We start from the raw sequence: 23,055 nt of genomic DNA on the forward strand, positions 1-23,055 counted from the left end.
CGGCAGCGAACATCCTGAGGAAGGCGGTCCCGGGCGCATGGGAGGGGACGGAGGACTTCCGTTTCCTTGCTCATCCGGAGACCATGGGCTTTAAAGCCCTGCAGCGCGCGCGGACCGCGTAAAGATCCGCAGAAAGTATTCCGGAGGGAGAGCTGTGGAAGATCCCGACGGATAAGGGGCTCATGGACAGTCCCGTACTCGTACGGCCGGCCGGGAACGGTCCGGAAGGGGAAACCGGCACGACGGTCAGATATCAGAAAACCGGAGGGTTTCTAAAGCCCGAAGGGGCTTTGATACCACCTCCAAAGGACGCGGTTCAGCACCGCATGGGGGTGGAGGTTCATGGTGGATTCATGCATATCCGGAAACAGATGTATACTTATTTGTAAACAGGAGGTCATAGCTGAAGGTATGAAAAAAAGAAAGAATCAAAAGAAATCTCTGGTCAGTGCGCTGACAGCCGCTGTGTTGTGCGTGTGTATGTGCGCCTTCCTGTGCGTCGGCTGCGGAGGAAATGCCGGACAGAGCACAGCCGCTCCTTCAAATAAAGAGGAAGCTGTAAAAGAGGAAGCTGTAAAAGAGCAGGCGGCGGATGCTTCCACAGCGGCAGGAGCAGCTGAACAGGAGAATGCAAAGCCTTCGGGTGAGCTCAGACAGATGGATGTGGTCCTTGACTGGTACCCCAATGCCCTTCACGCATTCCTTTATACTGCGATCGAGCGCGGCTATTTCGCGGACGAGGGACTGGATGTGAAGATCCGCTTCCCCGCCAACGAGAATGATGCCCTCGCTCTGGTGGCGGCCGGAAAAGCCCAGATCGGCCTCTACTATCAGCAGGACATCATCCAGGCTGTGGCCAACCAGGGCGTCCCCATTAAATCCATCGGGGCAGTTGTCCAGTCTCCCCTGAATGTGATCCTGTCTCTTGCAGACAAGAACATCACCTCTCCCAAAGATCTGGTGGGCAAAAAGGTCGGCTTCGCCGGAACAGCTCTGAGTGAGGCTCTGGTCTGGGCCATGATGAAGGCAAATGGTGAAGACCCTGAGAGCGTGGAACTCGTCAATGTCGGATTTGAGCTCATGAGTTCCATGACAACAGATCAGGTCGATGCTACGATCGGCTGCCTGGTCAACCACGAAGTGCCCCAACTGGAAGAGGAAGGTTTTGACGTCAATTATTTCCTTGTCAATGAGTACGGAATTCCCAATTATTACGAAGCCGTCTTCCTTGCGAACGATACGATGATCGAGGAGGAACCGGAGGTGCTGGCAGGGTTCCTGCGCGCCTGCGCAAAGGGCTTTGATGATTTCCAGGCTGATCCGGATGCCTGCCTCCAGATCCTGCTCAATAACCAGAATGAGGAGAACTTCCCGCTTTCTCCCACTGTAGAGAAAAAGTCCTGTGAGACCCTTCTTCCCCTCATGGAGACCGCGGATGCTCCTTTCCTGACCCAGACCGAACAGACCTGGCAGGAAAACATCGACTGGATGTATGAAAGCGGCCTGATCGACAAAAAAATCCCTGTATCCGATGTCGTTGCCGACGTGATGTGACGGGCAGGAAAGAAGATACAGAGTGAAGAAAAAAGCAGAGAACCCAGCGGAAAACCGGATCCTCTGCTTTTTTGTATGCTGTAGATATTTCTTCCGCATCCGCGCGGCAGTAATCATTCGTCGCAGTCAAAAATAGCCTTCTTTTCAATTCTGTCCCCGTACTCTTTTTTCCAGCGCAGATGCGGCTCGGATACGTCATAGGCCGCAAGGGCTTCTTTTTCCATATCCAGGATGATCATCAGATCATAGCGGTTGGCCCTGTCTGAATTGGAAGTTCTGATCGCCAGGTCATGGATCCCGGGGATTTTCAGTGTTTCCTCAAAGATTCCCCGAACGGGTCCGGCCAGCGCACGGACATCCGTCCCTTCCGTGAATTTTACTATAATATAGTGTTTCATCTTTTTCCTCCCTGAGCAAAATATTCCAATAGATTACCTGTGTTTCCATAGGGCCAGTATACCATATTCAGCGGAGTACAAACCACAGGATGCTTACGTTTGCTGCCTGAATGCCCGCGGCCTGAACACCCGTGCCTTGAACCGCTCGTTCCCTGTTCTCTTGTGACCGGAAGGGTTGCCACTGCGTCCTTAATAACGCGCGAACCGGAACAGAGTACCGGAACAGAGTACCGGAACAGAGTATCGGAATGGAGTATTGGAATGGACAAATTGACTTGAAATTTCGCTGAGATTTCTTTGAGTGTTACTTTTTGCAGGATTTACGTTTCTTTTGCGTTTTTCATGCTATAATAAAACGGAATACACCCATCGGGGAATGTTCAGTATGCTTTTTGGCTGGAATTCCCGGGGGAAAAGGTTTTTTTTCCTGTACAAAAACCGCGCCGGGATGAAAATCATTGACAGGCGGGCGTATTATGGTACCGATAATATTTGTGGATATATCGTGTACATATCGAGTACGTAAGAACAGGTAAGAACAGACTGGAAAGCAGCTGTCTGCACATGATCCGGGGAACTGTTATTTGATCTGAACAGCTTCTGAAGGCCGGAAACAGCTTTTTACAGACAGCAAGACGGCGGGAGGCCATTTGAAAGCGGAATGGAACCTGCTCAACGGAGGATAATAATTATGAAAAGAAACAGTGTATTTGCGCTGATTCTTACCCTGCTGCTGGCTATTGGAACACTGCCTTTGAAAGTTCCTGCAGCCGAAGGGACGGACTATGAGGAAGAACAGGCGGGGCAGGCCAGCGAAGCTGTGCAGGAGGCTGGAGCCTGGAAGATCCTTCTTCCCGCAGAAAATGAACAGACCGGGTATGTGATCAAACCCATCGGCAGCACGGCCGTCCCGGAAGGCGGAAGCTTTACCTTTTCTCTTTCCATAGCTGACGGCTATAAAAAGGGGAAAAATTTTGCGGTCAAGGCTGGCGATGTGGTTTTAAAACCGGATCCTCTGGTTCCGGCAGCTGGTGAAGGAGCCACTGCCGATACCAGAAAATCTGAGAATGGCTCCGGGGAAAATGCCGGGGAGGAAACCAATACCGGCGATAATGCTCAGAACCAGTCTATAGAGAAACAGCCTGCAGAGAATCAGCCTGCGGCGACGGGAAAGGAGCCTGCGGCAGGTGCCGCGGGAACAGGTTCCGTAGCAGCAGGCCAGGAGACTTATACGATTCCGAAGATCACGGGAAATGTAACTGTGACCGTGACCGGTGTGGAAAAAACAGACAAATCCGGACAGGTAGCAGGATCCGGTGAGACACCCGGCGCGGCTGTGCCGCAGGCAGAGGATGAATCCGGCAATACAGACACTGTCTCTCCGGAAGACGAACAGGATGCGCCCGGGGAAGAACCTGAGACGGAACCCTCTGATGAAGAAGAGGTGATCCCGGGCCAGGCGCCTGAGGATGTTCCTGAAGATATTCCTGAAGATATTCCTGAGGAGCAGGAACAGGGTGATGTCTCGGAGGAGGATCCGGCAGCGGTCTATGAGGAAGACGGGACCGGAGAGAGCCAGCCTGAGGACCAGCCGGAGTACCCGGATTATGACAATGACGCCCGGGACCAGTCAGCCTACGAGGATTATGACAACGGCGCCCAGGATCAGCCGGAATACCCTGACGACGGGGAGAGCATACCGGACCAGCCTCCCTATGGAGACTACGATAACGGAGTTCAGGAACAGGATGAGCAGTATATCGAAGACACCGCTTTTACGGATGCTGTAAACGAGAGTACAGACCCGCTGCCTTCTGATGATGATCCTGCGGCTGGATTTTCAGATGCCCCGTCAGAAAATACAGAGGACACATCATCAGAGAATACCCAGGATGACCCGGCAGGCACTTCTTCTACAGACGACCCGGAAGATACAGCTCCCCAGGAGCCGTATGAGAACCCTACAGAGACACCCCGGGAAGGGGTAACAGAAATCGCCGCCCCCGGGGAAGAGCCGGAGGATTCTGCTTCAGAAGCAGCGACGGGGATCGGGGACATCTCTACTGCAGACCCTGCAGAAGAAACCTCTGATACCTCTGATACCCCTTCTGATACCGCGAAGGAGACAACGACCGCTTCTGACAAGAACGGAAAAGCCCTTCCCATCTGGGTGGGAGGAACCCATGCAACCTCCAAAAACAAAGAGGACATCCTGGGAAAAGGGAAGGTCAGCTATGATGACAAGACCAATACCCTGACCCTGAAGGGCGCCTCCATCAAATCAGCAGGAAATAAGAAAGCGGTCATTTATTATGAGGGAACAGATCCCCTGACCATCGTGTTGTCAGGAGACAACAGTCTGTCAGACAAGGGGACAGTCAGCGGGATCATGAGTGCAAAGAGCTCGGTGACCATCAAGGGGACCGGTACTCTGACCATCAGGACAGACGCGGCTTCCTCCGGAGCAGGGATCTGCGCAAAAGAGGGAGACGTCGTCATTTCGGGCGGAACAGTTTCTTCTTCCGCTACAGGAGGCGGAGCCGGTATCCGTGCGCGGAATATCCGAATCGAAAACGGGATCAGCAAAGTGCAGGCTTCCGGTAAAAAGGATGCCCTCCTCGCTGACAATAAGATCACCCTGGCAGGCAGGCTCGGGATCATTTCCCCGAAGAACGGAAAGCTGTCCGGAGACGGCAGAAAGATCACGGATCAGGATGGTACTGCGGCGGCCTCTGCTGTGATCGAACCCCTCCCTGTCCTTGGGATCACTTTTGACCCCGGCGAGGGGAGCGGGACTATGGAGAAACAGACCGTTCTCAAGGGGCGGAAACTGAAGGTCCCCGAAAACGGGTTTACGGCTCCCCAGTGCAAAAAGTTTGACGTCTGGCGGGCAGACGGCAAAACCTTTAAACCGGGAACCACTGTCCGGATCGGGAAATCGGTCACCTTTATAGCAGAATGGAAGATCTCCCACACGTTGAACCTGGTAGATTATACCGAACCCACCTGTGAACGGGCAGGTAATATCGAACACTATGTCTGCACTGTCTGCGGGAAACTCTTTGACGACAGTGAAGCACAGGAGGAGATAGAGGAAAAGGATACCGTGATCAGGGCCCTGGGGCATGAGTGGGACGAACCGTCCTATACCTGGGCATCAGACAAAAGCACCGCGACGGCGAAACGGATCTGTCTCAGGGACAGCTCCCATACGGAGACCGAGACTGTCAAGCCCGTCAGAAAGGTAGTCGAACCTGCCTGCGAGAAAAAAGGAAAATACATCTATACCGCGACTTTTAAAAATAAGGCTTTTGCCGAACAGAAAAAGGAAGTCGAGCTGAAAGCACTGGGGCATATCTGGAGCAATCCCGAGTTCAGGTGGAGTAACAAAAACAGAGACTGTGAAGTCAGACTGACCTGCAGCCGCGATTCCTCCCACAAGAAGACCGTTGATGCAGAGGTATCAGGCGTCTATACCCTGCCGACTAAGACGGCGGACGGAAAGGTCCGGTATACGGCAACGGTCAAGGTGAACGGGAAAGAAGAAACCGATACAGCGGAAAGCCTGATCTCCCCGGCGGGGAACAATGACGGCTACAGGTTCACCAAGAGAGAATCCAACTGGACCAAGGACAGCAAGAGCGGCATCTCCTTCACCGTAAAGAGAGATGAGTACGACGGGATCACCTATAAAGCCTTTAACGGGATCAAGATCGACGGCAAGTCGATCAGCTCAAACAATTACACCGATGAGAAGGGCAGCCTGAAGCTCCATCTCAAGGCCTATTACCTGCAGACACTTTCCGAGGGAGACCACACCCTTCTGGTGGACTTCAAGGATGGAACCGTCGACACGATCTTCCATGTCCGGGCGCGGGGATGGAAGAGCCCCAGAACAGGGGATGACAATACACCGCTGCTCTGGGCCGGTCTTGCGGCTGCAGGCCTCCTTGGGATCTTCTGCCTCCTGATGATCAAGAACAGGAAAACAGGCAGGCGCTGAAAAGTGCGAAAAATTCGTTACTGTCCACGCCCCCTCGAGGGGCGTGACAGTAACTTGCGTTCGCCCATGCTGAATTCGCTTCGCGAATGGGGCGAACGCTGTTCCACTCGGGTTTTTCGCGAAAAAGCCGCGAAAAACGCCTCGAGTTTCGAGCCGGTCTGTATTGTAACAAAAATTCATAAAGAATTCTTAATTATCAGCCAGAACGGACTTGCAATTCAGACATATGTCTGAGATACTAAAATACTGGTAAAACAGCTATTTAACCGGCAGGCCGCATTTGCTGCCTGCCACTCAGATACCTGGAAACTCTAAACTCAGAAAGCGACAGTGCAGGGAACTGCTGCCGCGGCATCTGTGCGAGCACTCAGTAAAGTCTCAGTATAGTCGGAGGAGAACAATGAAACTGAATCGAGCTTTAGCTTTCCTGATTTCAATGACAATGTTGATCGGGGTGCTGCCTGTGAGCGCAATGGCAGCAGATTATGCAGGGGACGGGATTACAATGGACATGGAAGTCGGTGACCCCTGCGCAAACGGACATGATTACGAATCTGTGATCACAAGGGAACCCACCTGCAAAAAGACAGGAATCGAGACATTTACCTGTACTGTATGCGGGGATTCCTATGATGAGGAGATCCCTAAGACTGATCATGAGTATGACGGCGGAACGGCCACGGAGCCGACCTGCACAAAGGCCGGCAAGGTGACATACACCTGCACGGTCTGCGGACATACCCAGACGGAAGAGGGAGAACCTGCACTGGGACATTCCTATACAGTGGAGGAAACAAAGGCCACCTGCGAGAAGGCCGGCGAGACCGTTTATACCTGCACCCGCTGCGGAGACAAGTATAAAGAAGAGGGTGAAGAAGCTCTCGGTCATGAGTATGAAAAGAAGGTCACCAAACCTGCGACGGAGACCTCCGAAGGTGAAGTGACCTATACCTGCAAGCGCTGCAAAGATTCCTATAAAGAAGCGATCCCGAAGCTTGAGAGTAAGTCAGGCAAGAAGGACGACAGTAAGAAAGAAGACAATAAGAAAGAAGACAGCAAGAAGACAGACGAAAAGGATGACGCAAAGACATCCTCCTGCAAGGTCACTCTTCCCTCAGGGAAAGGCTATGCCATTATGGCCATGGGCGAGACGACCGTGGACGAGGGTGACAGCTTCAGCTTCACCCTTAACATCGCGGAAGGCTACAAGAAGGGGAAGGACTTCTCTGTAAAGGCCGGCAGCAATACTCTGAAAGAGGGCAGTGACGGAACCTATACCATCAAAAATATTAAAAAGGACGTCAAGGTCAAAGTCAGCGGCGTTGAAAAAGCCGGGGATATGGACGAGGATCTGATCATTCCGGATTCCAAAGAGGAAGCCGGATTTGCCGGAACGGCAAACGGCGCAGCCTTCACGACTGACGAACCTGCAGTGCTCGCGGATGACGATCTTCTGACCGACGATCCCCTGAACAGCGCAGAATCCGAGTACAAACTCTATGTCGACGGAAGGGCAGTTACCGCGGATAATAAGGGTGATATCCTCGGAGAAGATGATGACGAAGAAGGAGATGTCAAAAAGACTGCTGTTTACGATGACAAAAAGAACACTCTGACTCTGGATGAGGCGACACTTTCCACCGAACGGCCCGGCCCGGCCGTCAGATATGACGGCACAAAGGATTTCACGATCATATTCAAAGGGAACTGCTTCCTGGTCGGTCAGCCGGATGCAGACGTCGGAGACGGTGTTACAGCCTATGGAATTTCCGCAGTCAACGGCTCCCTTCGCCTCAAAGCCGGCGGAGAAGGCCTGATGATCATTTCCAATCAGGACGCGATAACAGGAAAGGACGTCTCCTTTGACGAAGCGCTCTGCCTGGGCCCCCTGGGAGTAAGTGTTATTCCGGGCGGATATGGATTAGAAGGGGATGAACAGTATGGACTGGGTGTGTCGATCGCCAGCTCTCATCAGTGGAGCCCCGCGTATTATGAATGGTCGGACGATCACAGTACCTGCACGGCAACGAAAAAGTGCAGCAACAACGTAGACCATGAAGACACGGAAGAGGGTAAAGTGACGTCCCATCATGAGGATGCCACAGCCACAGAACCTGCCAAGACGGTCTATATCGCGACGTTTGAGGATGAGGTCTTTGAAGACCAGACCGCAGAGGTCGATGAATACGATTTATATGTCGATGGAATACTGGTAACCTCGGACAATTGTGTTGATATCCTCGGAAAGAAGGATGACGAAGACGGGGATGTCAAAAAGACTGCCGTTTACGATGCCGTAGAGAACACACTGACTCTGGATGAGGCGACACTTTCCTCCGAACGGCCCGGCCCTGCCGTCAGATATGTGGGCACAAGGGATTTCACGATCATATTCAAGGGGAACTGCTACCTGATGGGGAAGGAGGATAAAAACGACGAAAACGGCGGCGTAGGTTATGGTATTTATGCTCCTAACGGCTCCCTTCACATCGAGGCCGGGGGCGAAGGCGTGATGGAGATTTCCAATAAGGAAGCGATAAAAGGGAAGGACGTTACCTTTGACAAGGAACTCTGCCTGGGTCCCAAGGGAGTACCTCAGGAAAAGGATGGAGTGGATGGACTGACAGGGGATGACATGGGTGTGTCGATTGCCAGTTCTTGTCAGTGGAGTGCGACGGATTATGAGTGGAAAGATGGTTACAGCACCTGCACGGCAACGAAAACCTGCAGCAACAACGTAGACCATAAAGGTACGAAAGAGGGCAAAGTAACATCCCATTACGAGAAACCCACTAAAGATGAGCCCGGCAAGACAGTCTACACCGCGACCTTTGAGGATAAGGTCTTTGATGACCAGACTGCAGAGGTCGAGAATCCTTCAGATCCTGCGCTCGGATATGATCTCTATGTCTGGGGAGATCCTGTCACTGCTGAGAACCAGGGCGATGTCCTTGGAGATAAGACCGTCACCTATGACCCTGTTCAGAATATCCTGAAGCTGAATGGCGCTACGATCACAGCTCCTGGAGACGGCCCTGCGATAAGATATAATGGTACGAAGACGCTTACAATAGAATTCACGGGTAACAACAGCCTCACCGGCACAGCAAAAGAAGGCGTCGGTGATGGTAAGACAGCTTACGGCATCATTGCTGATAATGGTCCTCTTGTCATCAAAGCCGGCGGCAAGGGTGAGCTCCGTATCACCAATGAGGAAGCTATTTCAGGAATGTCTATCTCCGTTGATGAGAGCCTCTGCATCGGACCTAAAGGAATCTTTGTTATTCCCGGAGGGACTGGATACAGCGGCGACTCCGGAATGGTGATTTCCTCAAGCCATGACTGGAGTGAGTGGAAAAAAAGCGAGACATTAAATGACACGGAAGAGCGTACCTGCAGCAAGTGCGGCAAAACACAGACAAGAGATCTCCAGCATGAGCATACTCTCGAGGAGATTAAAGAAAAGCCGGCGACCTGCACAGAGGACGGCCATATCGCCTATTATCAGTGCTCTGTCTGCAAGTTGCTGTTCAGTGACAAGGAAGCAAAAACAGAGATCACCACAGCTGATCTTGTTCCTGCAGAATACAAGGCCACTGGTCATGACTGGAATGAACCCACATATACATGGGCTGACGACTACAGTAAAGTGACCGCGAAACGTGTCTGCAAAAACAATAATGAACATGTGGAGACAGAAACTGTTGCCACAACTAAGGATGTAATAAAAGAGGCGACCTGCGAAGCTGCAGGGAAGCTTACCTACACGGCTGCATTTGAAAACACAGCTTTTGCCGAGCAGAAAAAGGAGGTCCAGCCGGCTGCCCTCGGCCATCAGTGGGGAGCACCTGCCTTTAAGTGGGTGAGCGGCTACACCAAGGCTACCGCTACCTTTACCTGCAGGCGCGACTCGAACCATACAACGACCGTCAAGGCCGCTGTAAAGGGCATGATCACAATGCCTACGACAAGTACGAACGGCAAGATCACCTACACAGCATCCGTCAAGGTAAATGGCAAGGCTGTCACGGACACGAAAGAGGCTGTGATCAAACCGGCGGGAACCGCAGGCTACAAATATACTGCCAACGCTTATTCCTGGAATAACACAAGCAGCAGTGGTCTGAATCTGACGGTGAAGAGAAGCGAGTACGATGCCATAACCTTCAGGGCGTTCACAGGCGTTCTGATCGACGGAAAGACCGTCAGCAGCTCCAATTATGCGACAGCCAAGGGAAGCCTGAAGCTGACCCTGAACAAGGACTATCTGAAGAATCTTGCAGTCGGTGCACATACGATTAAGATCCAGTTTAAGGACGGTACAGCGGAGACGAAATTCAGTGTGAGAGGAACGACCAGCAATAACGGTTCTTCCAGCTCCAGTAAGTCATCAAGCTCAAGCCCCAAGACCGGAGATGACACCAATGCAGGACTGTGGATCGGGATCCTCATTGTCGCAATTCTTGGAATTGCAGGCATCCTTATTTACAGGAAACGTAAAAACAAATAAATACAGGACGGAATAAGAAACAGGATATAACGATACGCAGAGTTTTACTCTTAGAAGGAATTATAAGGAAAACGAAATCTTAAAAAGTGTATTGTATGTGCGTATCGTATGTATAGTAAATATCTTAAAAAGCTTAGCTAGAGCAAAGATAATACAGAAACAAAAAAGGCGCTGCTGCGGCAGCGCCTTTTTGTTGAGCTTGATGATACTTGAACAATCTGATTATCTTGTCTGATTATCTTATTCGATTATCTTATTGATTATCTGAATATCTTATCTGATCAAAACTGATTAAAACCTTCCTCCGTCATTTTTTCGGGTGGAGCACTTTTTTGATCCGGACGACATTCTGGTTATTGATATATTCATAGCTGAGATCATCCATGGTCTTTCTGACGAGGAAAATACCAAGACCTCCAATCTCGCGGGCCTCCGCAGGCAGAGTAGTGTCGGGCTCTTTCCTGGAGAGAGGGTTAAAAGGGATCCCGCTGTCGATCAGTGTGATCGTCACAGAGGTATTGTCCTTATCTGGCTCAACTCGGATCGTGGCATTCCCTGTCGAGGGAGCATAGGAATAATGAGCTATATTGGTGAAGAGCTCATCCAGTGCTACGGCAATCTGCATGTGGGCTTTCATGGGACAGTTTATGGCATCCAGGGCTTCATCGAGAAAATCCGTGACTATTCCGATATTATCGATTTTTGCCTCAACGGTAAGTTCTTTCACAACATGTTCCTCCTGCGGATTTCTGACCGGATCATCCGGTTCAGCTCGTATCTATTTTACCACAACTCCGCGGGAATACAGAGTGTTTTTTATAAAGTCAGCACCAATTACCAGTATTTATACCGATAGGCGGAATATTCGGCAAGCTCGGCTGCAGTGAAGAGTTTGTACCTGGTCGTTGCCCCGTCTGAAGTGGATTCAAATACAGCGTATCTGCTTCCGACCCTGCCGGCGAACAGCATCGTGTGGTGAGAGCACAGAAGGACGTCTCCGGGCTTCATCCGGGACTTGTCGATCCTCTTGTAATACTGGCCATTCGACATGGTATAGGTGGTCTGATAGGTCACGTTGGCACCGCCTGCCCGCATGCACAGATAGACAAAGTAGGAGCAGTCAGATCCCTTTGCGGCGGTCTTATAGACGGATGAATAGAAGGGAGCCGCCATCTCCTTCCAGGTGTAGCCTTTTTTGATGACATTTGCCCAGGCTTCATTGTCGTAGGAGTGGTTCTTCATCGAATAAGGGATGCCGACGTAAGTCTTTCCCTTGAGGAACTGGGTCGAGACTGTTCCGTCCTTGGCCTTGGCGTAGCTGTAATAGCCTTCGATATTATACCATGTGGGAAAGTTCATCGGGCATTTCCACTTGATCGTGACCATTTTTTTCGCCTTGTTCAGAGCGGCGATCCTCCGGCTGCTGCTGGTCTGTCCCTTGTAATTCACTCCTGAATAACGGTCATAGCCAAGGAAATAAGAGGGGCCGCCGGCTCTCCCGCTGGAGGGAGCGGTGGGGATCGTCTTTTTGACAACGGTGAAAGGCATGTTCATGAGGACAGTCTTGCCTTTTGCATCCTTTGCCCAGATGATGTAATAGTTTTTCCCGGGGGTCGCCTTGTTGAAGAGGATGTATTTATCCACCAGGCTGAGGCTGAAGGACTTGGTGTTCGTAGTAGTATAGCGCTTGGAAACAACATTGTAAGCTGCGTTTCTGATCGCGACGCGCACTTCCTTGATATTGTAGTTGGAGGATACCGTACCTGTGACGGTAAAGAAGGAACCCTGCTGGAGCACAGTAGGGCGTGAGACCCCTGTGATCCGCAGCGTACTGGCTCCCATGACTGTGAGCAGTTTGTTGTGGTCAGACCGGTTTACCCAGCCCATCTGCCAGTTTCTGATGTTCCCCGAGGAATTCCTTACACTGTAAAGGATCTGGACGCGGCTGCCTGCGGAAGCCAGTGTATATAATGTGCTGCCGGCTGTGATCCTTCCTGCCGTTTTGGAACCGGAATCTCTCCGGTAAACTGTTGTTTCCGCCTGCGCAGTCTCCTTGTTCTGGGGGATCGCCACGGCAGTAAATGTGCTCAGGGGCACATAACCAGTCTTTGTCGTTCCGTTTGTAGAATACAGGAAAGCCGCCCATTTTCCGTCGATGGCGATAATGCGGATCGGGCTGGAAGAAGACAGCATCAAGCCCTTGATTTTACTGTGAGATTTATTATAAACCGGATACTTTTTTTCGGGATTCGCCGTATAGGCCAGGACTGGCTGTCCTGCGCCAAAGACCGGCCATGTGACACCTGCTTCTGCAGAGATTGAAAAAGCTCTCAGAGAAGGCAGTACTACTGCCAGACAAAGCAATAGAATGCAAAACTGCTGAAAACGGCTGATGGATCCGGCTCTTTCCCGGTTCTCACTGACTCTGTTCATATTCCCTCCTTTTCTATGAGCGCCTCCTTTTGATTCCTTTTCCCATCAGTAATATATCTTTTATTATATTTCTTCTTCATTATATTTCTTTATTGTATTTTTCTTTATTATTTCTTTGGCAGGATAAGGAACAATAAAGGAAAACATGAGAGGAAAACGTGATTTTGATATATAAGGATGGAAGCTGGAAAAAAGAGATTTTTGTAATGGTTTTTGTATATATTATATTTTACTTTAGAGTCATAAAAACCGCAAGGGAAGAAACAGCCTGCTGTTATTTGTAAAATATTATGCGGTAAAATTAAAAAATATTTTGCTGTAAATTAGATTAGACACTAGAGTAGACACAGACTGCATCCGGGTCTTGATCACGGAGACCGGTTTTGACCGGAAACGAAGAATACCATCCCTTACCCCAAAGGCAGAAGAGGTAAGGAATGGTATCGTCAAAAGTGAAAGTGAGTATAAAGTTAACAGTTACTAAAAGGAAGTTAATGGTACTAAAGAGAAAGTGTGTATTACAAAGCAAATGCTATTGTAACCAGAATAAAAGTGTTTGCAGACCAATCTGAGATTTGGTTACTGCTCGGTTCTATCGAGCTCGACCCGGCTGTCCTGGATTTTGCGGTAGAGGGTCGACCGGTTGATGCCGAGGACCTTTGCCGCTTTTTTGACTGATCCCATCTGCCGGACTGCCCTGGAGATCAGAATCTGATCGACCATTTTGTAGGCGTCATCCAGTGTGACGATGTCATCCAGTTCAAGCCGTGTCTTCTCAACCTCGTCCTCAACTGAATCGATACTGGTCGCCAGCTTGTAATCTTCTGCATTGAGTTCCTCGTCATCAGCAGTGATCACAAGCCGTTCCATGATGTTCCTGAGTTCCCGGACATTGCCCGGCCAGGTGTTGCCACGGATCAGTTCCAGCACTTCTTCAGTCAGAACGGTATGTTTCATATAAAGTTTGTTGAAATAATCCACGAAGTATGCGGCGAGCTGTTCCGCATCTCCAATCCGCTGCCGCAGGGGCGGCACCTGGATCGGGATGACACAGAGCCTGTAGTACAGATCCTGCCGGAAATAGTTCTCATCGCGGAGTTGCGCCAACGTCAGATTTGTTGCAGAAATGTAGCGGATGTCCAGGTCGATCTCCCGGACACCGCCCACGCGCATCATCTTGTTTTCCTGAATGACGCGCAGGAATTTGCTCTGGAGATGCTTTGGCAGAGTACCTATTTCGTCCAGAAAGACGGTGCCGCCGTTCGCAGATTCGAGGAGCCCTTTTTTTCCCCCTTTTCGGGCCCCTGTAAAAGCACCTTCTTCATATCCGAATAGTTCCGCTTCCACAAGCTCCGTTGGAATGGCGCTGCAGTTGATGGCTACGCATGGTTTGTCGGCGCGGCGACTGTTTTTATAGATCGCACGCGCGATGACCTCTTTCCCCGTTCCAGACTCACCGATGATCATGACCGGAGCATCGGTTTTTGCTGCATTGAGAATCTGTCTCCGCACAAGACCGATCTCTCTGCTGTCGCCGATTAACTCATCATCGGTGGTCTGGATAGGGTGACGATCCTGCTCTTTGTAGAGCTTGATCAGGTAACTCATGTCGCGGCCGGTCAATACCCCGCCAATAAAATTCCCTTCTTTATCAAACGCCGGTTTGCCGGTGTAGGAGATCAGCTTCCCGTTGGAATACAGAGCATTGTTGAAAACAGCTTTCCTTTTCTGGATAACTTCTTCAATTGTAAGGATTCCCCGGGTGTAATTTGCATGCTGCAGGAAACGGACATTATTTCCTACAATCTCGTCTCTGGAGCATGGAAGCCACTCATCAACCTTGTCATTCCCCATCAGTATCGTCCCGGTCTCATCAAAGATCAGGACAACTTCGTCGACCATATCGATCAGGCGCTGGGTATCCGTCAGTATATATGAGTTCAATCGCTGTTATCTCCTTCCCGCCTGAACGCGCAGGTTTTTTAAAACCTGCAGCGAGGTTAGCATATCATTTTACTTTTTTGGTTAAGCGGGATCTGCGCAAAATGACATGTCGGTTCTGCAGCAGTTCCTTATTTGGGTGTTTTCTCGATCACAGCACCGGAAGCCTTCATGGCATCGATCTCTGCATCGGAATAGCCGAGGCCGCCAAGGATCTCTCTCGTATCTTCGCCCATCATCGGAGCACGTCCGCGTCCGCTCTCTTCCTTGTAGGAAGGTCTCTCTGTGAAGAAGATAGGTGTGCGGATATAGTAGAGATTCTTGCCTTCGTACTCTCTCTTGAAGATATAGTCGTTTGCCCATGCCTGCTCGTCTTTGACGACTTCCAGAGCGGTCTGTACGACTTCGAACGGAATGTCGGCTTCCACAAGCCTGGGAGTCCACTCCTCCAGTGTCCTGGATGCAAAGACGGGCTCCAGAGCCTGGACCATAACCTCGATGTTGGCGAGCATGCCCTGATAGTTGTTGAAGCGCTCGTCAGTCAGAAGGAAGTCAGCCTCCAGGGCTTTTGCCAGACGGGGCAGCTGAGAGTAATCCAGCATAGCCAGCTGAATGTACCTGCCATCCTTTGTCGCATAAGTCGTTGCGACGGCACTGTTGGTGTGACGTCTGGAAGCGGGAAGCTCGTTGCCGTACTCGACAGCGCCCATCATCCAGCTGATGCCGTAAATAGCAGTGTCATACAGACTGACTGTGACTCTCTCGCCCTGGCCGGTCTTTGTCTGATTGTACAGAGCAGCAAGAATACCTGCTGTCAGAGCAAGACCTGCATAGTTGTCGCCGAAACCGGAAACCGGAACAGCGGGAGAAGTGCCCTTCTCCATAACGGAATAGGCAACACCGCCTCTGGAGAAATAAGCAGTGTAGTCAAAGCCGGGCTTGTCTTTCAGCGGTCCCTTTTCTCCATATCCAAGGATGGAGGCATGGATCAGACGAGGGAACTCTTTGTGAAGTGTCTCATAATCGAGACCCATCTTCTTCAGAGCCTGCACGCGGGTGTTTGTCAGGAAGACATCCGCTGTGGAGAGGAGCTTCTTGAAAGCCTTCAGAGCCTCAGGATCCTTGAGGTTCAGGCAAAGTCCCTTTTTGAGGAAGTTCATTACATCATAACCTGTGTAATAGTCATCCTCGGGATAAGCAGGATAGTTGCAGCTCATGGAGAAGGGCTTGAAGCCGTCTCCACGGGGCGGTTCAACCTTGATTACTTCCGCTCCCATGCTTGCGAGGGCGCGCCCCGCGGAAGGAGCCGCGATATAAGTTGTCAGGTCGACTACCCTTACACCTTCTAATTGTGCCATTTTTTTCCTCCTGTTAAATAAGTTATAAAATTATCAGGTACAGGAAAATATATAGCAAAAAGCGTGCCAATTCATGTTCGCAATTAAGTAATTGGAAATAACGCATAAAATAAGGCTTTTTTTTGTGATTAAATTTGAATAATATATTCAATTTTGAACCACAGTCTCATTTTTGCAACAGATGTCGCAAAAATGAGACTGACCGTGTATACCTGTCTTATTTTCCGGATTATCCCGTGGGAGAGGCTTTCCGGAGATACCGTCCTGTCTCATTTACAGGACAGGTGCCCCTGACGTGGTGCCGGCAGGGCATTCGACAGGTCCTGCGGATCCCGCTGTTCTGAAATTCCCGTGCTCAATAGATCTTGCGGATCTCGCCGTCCGGAATCGCGTATTCGCTGCGGAAAGCTTCAAGGTCAGCAGAGTTTCTGACCAGCATTACTTCCTGGAAAGTACCGGATGATTTATCCAGAAAGCCGGCAACCTGTTCACCGGTGCAGATGCTGCAGCGCAGGACAGGTTCCTGTCTGTCACGGTCGTAGCTTCCGCTGCCGGCAGGGACAGCGGATTTTTTTTTGCGGAAAAAGAGCATTGAGAAACCTCCTTTGCCTGATCCGGCCTGCCGGAGCCTGACCGGTGGATGATTTTATTTCTTTATTTATTGGTTTTTTATTGGCTTTTTTTCATTCCCAGTATACCAGAAACTTGTTTTTTAAGGGATTGTCTGCCATACTTTTTTATAGGCGGAACGAAGCTGTGGTCACTGTCCACGCCCCCGGTTTCCGCCGCATTGTAAACATATCTTTTACCGCAGAGTCCCGCATCCGCCGGAGTATCCGACATAGCAGAACACGCCAGACCAGCATACCGGATACAGGCTGGACGGCTGTCGGGGAAACACGATGGGAGAGAGGATTGGTGCACATAATATGAATAACATGGGTAAAAAAAGGATTCAAGCGAATTTTATTGTAGTGCTGGTGCTGATCCTTATACTGGCAGCCTGTGAGGGTAAAAACGCAGGATCCGGACCGCAGGGAAGTAAGTCCTCTGCAGTCTCTGTACAGACTGAAGTAGAAGGAAAGCAGCCTGCGGAACCGGCCGAAGAGGCAGAAGGCGTTGTGGAACCGGCCGCGGAAACGGGCGGAGAGGAAGAAGGTGCTGCGGGATCCGCCCCGGATGCGGTTCCGGGTCAGGACGCAGACGCGGTAGAAGAAAACCCTGCGGGATCCGCTCCGGATGCGGGGCAGAACGGTGACGGCCTGGAAGAAGGTGCTGCGGGATCCGCTGCAGATGTGAGTCAGGAAGCGGGCGTTAAGGAAGGAACGGAAGCTCAATCTGCGGATATTGCTTCCGGTGATTCTTACAGCGTCGCCGCAGCGGATGAGGATCAGGGACTGGTCCTGGACAGCAAAGCCGCTCCTGCAGCTGGGCCGCCTGTCCGGGAGCCTGCGATCACAAAGCAGCCCGCAGAGGCAGTCGTCAAGGAAGGCGGTACAGCTGTATTTAAGGTCTCTGCTGAAGGAGACGGCCTGAAATACCGCTGGCAGGCCCGAAAGCCCGGCGATGAGAAATGGCGCAATACAGAAGCCGGCGACGGACTGGAGACCCCTGTCCTGACGGTCCCGAATGTGAATACGGGAAGGAACCGTTTCCGCTATCGCTGCAGGATCACTGACGAGCACGGGAAGACGATCTATACCGACGGTGTGTTCCTCTATGTCCTGGGGATCAGGTCTTCTCCCAAAAATCAGAATGTAAAAGCGGATCATACCGCCACCTTCCGGATCTCGGCAGTCGGTAAAGATCTGAAGTACAAGTGGGAATACAGACGGTCCTCAGAAGAGGACTGGAAGAAGTCCTCGGAGGAGGGCTGCGAGACAGCCGTCCTGAAGGTCTCGAATACGCCCGCCGGGCACAACGGCTACCGTTACCGCTGCAGGATCTCCGATGCAGCGGGGAACAAGATCTACAGCAAGGCCGCCGTCCTGTACGTCCTGGGGATCAGGACCGATCCCTCCACCCAGTACGTCAAACAGGGAGGCACGGCAGTCTTTAAAGTGAAGGCATCCGGCAAGGGGCTGAAATACCGCTGGCAGGTGCGGCTTCCTGAGAAAACGGAGTGGCAGAACTGCGGCGGCGAGGGCGTGGAAACCCCTGTTTTGACGCTTTACGATCTCTCCGGTGGAAAAAACAACCGTCTCTACCGCTGCAGAGTCAGCGATGCGGACGGGAAGGTCACTTACAGTAAGGGCGCCAGACTTTATGTCCTGAGCATTCAGAGTAATCCTTCCTCCCAGAATGTCAGGGAAAAACAGACAGGATCCTTCTGGGTGGCAGCCTCCGGCGGCGGAATCAGGTATCAGTGGCAGGTGAGGGAGACTGGAAACAGCAGCTGGAGAAACTCGTCCAGTTCGGGACATGCGACCAGAAACCTGAGAGTCTCCGGCAGAACTGCCTATAACGGATATCAGTTCCGCTGCAAGGTGAGCGATAAAAAAGGAAATGCCGTTTACTCCAAGGCTGTTTCCTTCCATGTTTTCGGGATCAGGAGCAGCCCGAAGAATCAGAATGTAAGAGCCGGAAATAAAGCTGTTTTCCGCGTCTCCGCAACAGGTGCGGGGCTCAAATATCAGTGGCAGGTCAGGGACAATTCAGGCTGGAGGCGTTCAGGAAGTCCCGGCCACACGACATCGACGCTGAGGGTGACGACCAAAACGGCCCATAACGGCTACGCTTTCCGTTGCAAAGTCACAGACAGCAAGGGCAGGAGCGCCTACACCAACGCCGCCAAACTCTATGTCTTTGGCATCAGGAGCCAGCCTTCGGATGTTCTCACCTATTCCGGTGAGACGGCGGTCTTCCGCGTCAGGGCATCAGGTGCCGGACTCAAATACAGATGGCAGGTGAAGGAATATGCGAACGGAGGCTGGAGAAACTCCGCCAGTACGGGACATACGTCCAATACGCTCAAGGTCCGGGCTGCTCTTGGCCGCGACGGTTTCCAGTTCCGCTGCAAAGTCTACGACAGTGCCGGCCATTCGGCTTATACGAGAACAGCCTATATGTGGGTTGATCCGTAACTAATGTGGACTGTAATAAAGAAATACCTGATAAGGGAACAGCCCCCGAAAACGAGGTGGCAGACGAAAGGGGAAAGAGATGGAGATTAGAACAGCAGCTTTGATCGGCGCGGGTGCTGTCGGTGCGTTTTTTATCCGCGGGCTGTCGGGCACGCTGGGAGACAATTTCTGTGTCATTGCTGACGGAGAGCGGGCGGCCCGCCTCCGGGAGCATGGACTTGTGATCAACGGAGAGCAGGTTTTCCCCAATGTCTGCAGCCCGGAAGAGGCGGCCGGCGCGGATCTGATCCTGGTGGCGACGAAATACAGCGGCCTCCCCGAGGTTTTAAAGGATCTGCAGCATATGACCGCGCCTCACACGACGGTCGTCAGCACGCTGAACGGCGTGGACAGCGAGGAGATCCTGGCGGAAGCCGTCGGGGCACAGCATCTGCTGCACGCCTATATGATCATTGCTTCCCAGAGGGTCGGAAACCGGATCGATTACAATCTGGATGCCCCGGGTCTGATCTATGGGGAAAAGGACACACCCGAGGAGACCCCGAGGACACGAGCCCTGGGAAGGCTCCTGGAAAAGGCGGGGATCAGCCATCGGTTCACCAGCGAGATCCAGAGAGAGCAGTGGCAGAAATTTGCCCTGAACATGGGAAATAACCTTCCGCAGGCGATCCTGAATGTCGGATACGAAGCCTATGTCGACAGCGAACACGTGCGCTTTATCCACGACCGCCTTTTTGACGAGACCATCCGCGTCGCGGCTGCCTATGGGATCAAAGTGGTCTACGATGAAAACAGGCACGGCCGCGTCCGCCCGGAAGCCCGCTTCTCCACTTTGCAGGACATCGACGCCGGACGCCGCACGGAGATCGACATGTTTGCCGGTGTACTGATGAAAAAAGCAGCGGAGGCAGGCATCGAAGTCCCCTATACCGCCTTTACCTACCATGCGATCCGAGCTCTGGAGGAAAAAAACGAGGGAAAGATCAGATAGAGAAAAGAAAAAAGGAAAAGGGAAAAAGAAAAAAGGGAAAAGGAGGGAAGACTATGAACGTTCCGAAAAGCAGTTTTTATAAAAAAGTACTCTTTTACGGTGACTCCAATACATATGGATATGATCCCGCCGGTTTTATGGGAGGACGCTATCCTGAAGAATCACGCTGGGCGAACATAGTCGGACAGAATCTTCTGGGGATTTGGCAGGTCAGGGCGGACGGCATGCCCGGCAGATTTATTCCCGAGGGCCGGTACGATTGGGACTATCTGGAGAGCGTGATCCGGAATGAGATGCCCTTTGACCTTTTTGCCGTCATGCTGGGCACCAATGATATCGTCGGCACCCTCCGCCCCAACGCTGAGGAAACAGCGCACAGGATGGAAAAACTGATCGACTTTGTCCAGAAGCTGATGCCCGAAAGCGGACAGGACGGCTCCGGAATTAAGGAAAAGCCATCCCTGCCCGGGATCCTGCTGATCGCTCCTCCGGCGATCGTCCTCACGGACCAGTCTTATGCACAGCCCTATATCGCCGGTGACAAAAACTTTGCCACACTCTATAAAGAAGAAGGCGAAAAGCTCTGCCGCTATTATCAGGAGATCGCGAAATCCCGGAATCTGTTTTTCGCAGATACATCAGATTGGCTGCTCCAGTTTGCCCACGACGGCGTCCATCTGTCGCAGACCGGACACATGCTTTTTGCTTCAGAGATGATCGATGTACTCCGCCACATCTGGAACGGCGCCGGCCATTCCTGCGATTCGTGCGCTCTGCACTGAAGCGGGGGTTCAGATAAAACCGGGAAATTTCGGCAGGTTTGTACAGTCTTGTATTGGAAAGGAAAGCGTAATGGCTGCAATCGGACATGGACAGAACAAGACAGGAATACATAATAGCGCAGCAGAGCCTATGCAGGAACAAGGTCATTCTCATTCCCATTCCCATTATGGAGCAGCAGAACATTCTCACACGCATGCCGGCGGGCATGTTCATCACCGCCATGTACATACCGAAGAGGAGATGCGCCCTGTGATCAACCGCCTCTCCCGTGCCATAGGGCATCTGGAATCTGTCAAGCGTATGGTTGAGCGCGGCGAGGACTGCAGTGAAGTCCTGATCCAGCTTGCTGCTGTTCGGAATGCTATTAACAATACGGGCAAAGTCATTATGAAAAACCATATCAGCCACTGTATTGTGGAAGCCATTGAAGAGAACGATATGGCTGCGGTCGATGCACTCAATGATGCTATTGACTGCTTTATTAAATAAGGGCCCGGATCAGTACTTTTCGGGCGAAAATGTGTATGTAAAAAACAAAAGCAGGCGCGCAGGCACCTGTTTTTGTTTTTTTGGTATGCGCGCCATGGGCGCGCTCTAACGGGTGAAAGTCCCGAACACGCCCAGGTAGTGGGAAGTGTATAGCTGAACAGCAAGGGTGTCTACCGTGAGGTGGAATCTGAAAGAAGCTGTAGGCAAACCTCTGGTCCGACGGACAGAAATCACATATAAGGCGAGGTTCCGACAGATAAGCTGGCCAAAAGCAGTGAAGTCTGATAACTACCCCGTTTGTAGGAACAGCGTAAATGTGGCGGATAGATGGAGGGAAAGAGCGTGCACCTTATGCGCGGAGGTCTCACAGGCGGTCTCATTAGCTGTAGTAACAACGAACTGTGAGAAGTCAGCAGAGTCCATAGTAGTGAAGAAGTCCCTGTAATGGGGATGGAGCGAAGGGACGAACAATCAATCAGTTGAAGTACGTTCCACTTCGTAGCCGGAGCAACGTCTGTCGATAACATCAAAGGCGGTGAAGGCAAAAGGAGCAGAAAGGAAACAACGCATGGACACAAGTAGTCTTATGGAGCAGATACTGAGCAAAGACAACCTCAATGCGGCGTATCTGCAAGTCGTCAGGAACAAAGGAGCGGCAGGCGTAGACGGGATGACCGTAGAAGAGCTTGGCGCATACCTTTCGGAAAACGGCGAAAGCATCAGGGAACAGCTGCGGACGAGGAAATATAAGCCGCAGCCGGTCAGACGGGTAGAGATACCAAAGCCGGACGGTGGGACAAGGAACCTTGGAGTGCCAACAGTAGTCGACCGCTTTGTACAACAGGCGGTGGCGCAGGTACTCACTCCGATTTTTGAGGAGCAGTTCCACGACCACAGCTACGGGTTCAGACCCAACCGATGTGCACAACAGGCAGTCCTGAAGGCATTGGAGATGATGAATGACGGACACAGCTGGATCGTGGACATCGACCTTGCGAAGTTCTTTGACACAGTAGACCATGACAAGCTGATGACCATCTTTGGACGGACAATAAAGGACGGAGATGTCATATCGGTGGTGAGGAAGTTTCTCGTCAGCGGAGTAATGATCGACGATGAGTATGAAGATACTGTAGTCGGCACACCCCAAGGGCCGTTATGCGGATATCCGCATAACCCGCCTTATGTCGAGCTCTTAGTTATGTGGAGATAAGCACTTTATCACTTGTAATTATAGTGCTTCATCATCGATTATCTCCACATAATTCTTCCGCTATATTAATGAGGCTCATATAGGTTCTCAATCTTTGGACATATTCTTACTCCAAAGATTGAGGAGAATGCTGAGTTCCAATATTTAATACCTGGATTGGAGAGCAGATCTGTGTCTTATTGGTTTCCGGAATTCCTTCAAGAAGGAATATGTTATGCCGAGATAACCGGCGCGTGTTTCCTGCTATTTCAAGCTTATTTAGCATTAACTCGGCATAACAACTAGCTCGGCATAAGGCG

The 23,055-nt window shown here is 51.4% G+C and carries 14 protein-coding genes; 8 read left to right on the forward strand and 6 right to left on the reverse strand.

The genetic code is table 11. The features are described 5' to 3' along the window. The first annotated feature begins 411 nt into the window (after positions 1 to 411). Positions 412 to 1,554, forward strand: a complete 1,143-nt coding sequence (locus BLT02_RS15310) for an ABC transporter substrate-binding protein (protein ID WP_092997477.1) — start codon at positions 412 to 414, stop codon at positions 1,552 to 1,554. Positions 1,555 to 1,667: 113 nt separating this feature from the next. Here BLT02_RS15310 and BLT02_RS15315 read toward each other — a convergent pair whose 3' ends face one another. Then, positions 1,668 to 1,952: a hypothetical protein gene (locus tag BLT02_RS15315; RefSeq protein ID WP_092997480.1), complete on the reverse strand. Its 285-nt coding sequence runs from the start codon at positions 1,950 to 1,952 to the stop codon at positions 1,668 to 1,670. 691 nt (positions 1,953 to 2,643) lie between these two features. On the opposite strand from BLT02_RS15315, the gene BLT02_RS15320 reads away from it, so the two are divergent. Then, positions 2,644 to 5,955 (forward strand): hypothetical protein, encoded by a 3,312-nt coding sequence (locus tag BLT02_RS15320; RefSeq protein ID WP_092997483.1) that lies wholly within the window; start codon positions 2,644 to 2,646, stop codon positions 5,953 to 5,955. A 400-nt stretch (positions 5,956 to 6,355) separates the two neighbouring features. Beyond that, a complete protein-coding gene (locus BLT02_RS15325; protein WP_092997486.1) occupies positions 6,356 to 10,465 on the forward strand; it encodes an LPXTG cell wall anchor domain-containing protein in 4,110 nt (1,369 codons plus the stop codon). A 307-nt stretch (positions 10,466 to 10,772) separates the two neighbouring features. Here the strand turns inward: BLT02_RS15325 and BLT02_RS15330 are convergent, their stop codons facing one another. From BLT02_RS15330 to BLT02_RS15350, 5 genes are all read right to left on the reverse strand, one after another. After that, entirely contained in the window at positions 10,773 to 11,192 is a 420-nt protein-coding gene (locus BLT02_RS15330; protein ID WP_092997489.1) for an ATP-binding protein, read from the reverse strand. Positions 11,193 to 11,299: 107 nt separating this feature from the next. Then, positions 11,300 to 12,898, reverse strand: coding sequence for a hypothetical protein (locus BLT02_RS15335; protein WP_092997492.1), 1,599 nt, complete (start codon positions 12,896 to 12,898; stop codon positions 11,300 to 11,302). Positions 12,899 to 13,477: 579 nt separating this feature from the next. Beyond that, positions 13,478 to 14,842 carry a sigma-54 interaction domain-containing protein gene (locus tag BLT02_RS15340; protein WP_092997495.1) on the reverse strand — a complete coding sequence of 455 codons (1,365 nt, stop codon included), beginning with the start codon at positions 14,840 to 14,842 and terminating at the stop codon, positions 13,478 to 13,480. A gap of 128 nt (positions 14,843 to 14,970) precedes the next feature. Beyond that, positions 14,971 to 16,197 (reverse strand): CaiB/BaiF CoA transferase family protein, encoded by a 1,227-nt coding sequence (locus BLT02_RS15345; RefSeq protein ID WP_092997498.1) that lies wholly within the window; start codon positions 16,195 to 16,197, stop codon positions 14,971 to 14,973. Between the two features lie 355 nt (positions 16,198 to 16,552). Further along, positions 16,553 to 16,789 (reverse strand): aspartate dehydrogenase, encoded by a 237-nt coding sequence (locus tag BLT02_RS15350; protein WP_092997501.1) that lies wholly within the window; start codon positions 16,787 to 16,789, stop codon positions 16,553 to 16,555. A gap of 310 nt (positions 16,790 to 17,099) precedes the next feature. On the opposite strand from BLT02_RS15350, the gene BLT02_RS15355 reads away from it, so the two are divergent. The 5 genes from BLT02_RS15355 to BLT02_RS15375 all read left to right on the forward strand — a co-directional run bounded on the left by BLT02_RS15355 (position 17,100) and on the right by BLT02_RS15375 (position 22,756). Beyond that, positions 17,100 to 19,280 (forward strand): hypothetical protein, encoded by a 2,181-nt coding sequence (locus tag BLT02_RS15355; RefSeq protein WP_139187700.1) that lies wholly within the window; start codon positions 17,100 to 17,102, stop codon positions 19,278 to 19,280. Between the two features lie 79 nt (positions 19,281 to 19,359). After that, the gene (locus BLT02_RS15360) at positions 19,360 to 20,271 is read left to right on the forward strand and encodes a ketopantoate reductase family protein (protein WP_092997508.1); all 912 of its coding nucleotides are present in this window, start codon (positions 19,360 to 19,362) and stop codon (positions 20,269 to 20,271) included. A gap of 53 nt (positions 20,272 to 20,324) precedes the next feature. Then, a complete protein-coding gene (locus BLT02_RS15365; protein ID WP_092997511.1) occupies positions 20,325 to 21,053 on the forward strand; it encodes a GDSL-type esterase/lipase family protein in 729 nt (242 codons plus the stop codon). 241 nt (positions 21,054 to 21,294) lie between these two features. Next, positions 21,295 to 21,543, forward strand: a complete 249-nt coding sequence (locus BLT02_RS15370) for a metal-sensing transcriptional repressor (protein ID WP_347475034.1) — start codon at positions 21,295 to 21,297, stop codon at positions 21,541 to 21,543. Between the two features lie 568 nt (positions 21,544 to 22,111). Beyond that, a complete protein-coding gene (locus BLT02_RS15375; protein WP_092997514.1) occupies positions 22,112 to 22,756 on the forward strand; it encodes a reverse transcriptase domain-containing protein in 645 nt (214 codons plus the stop codon). The last annotated feature ends 299 nt before the right edge of the window (positions 22,757 to 23,055 follow it).

Source organism: Sarcina sp. DSM 11001, from assembly GCF_900101015.1.
In the GTDB taxonomy this organism is placed as follows: Bacteria; Bacillota; Clostridia; order Lachnospirales; family Lachnospiraceae; genus CAG-791.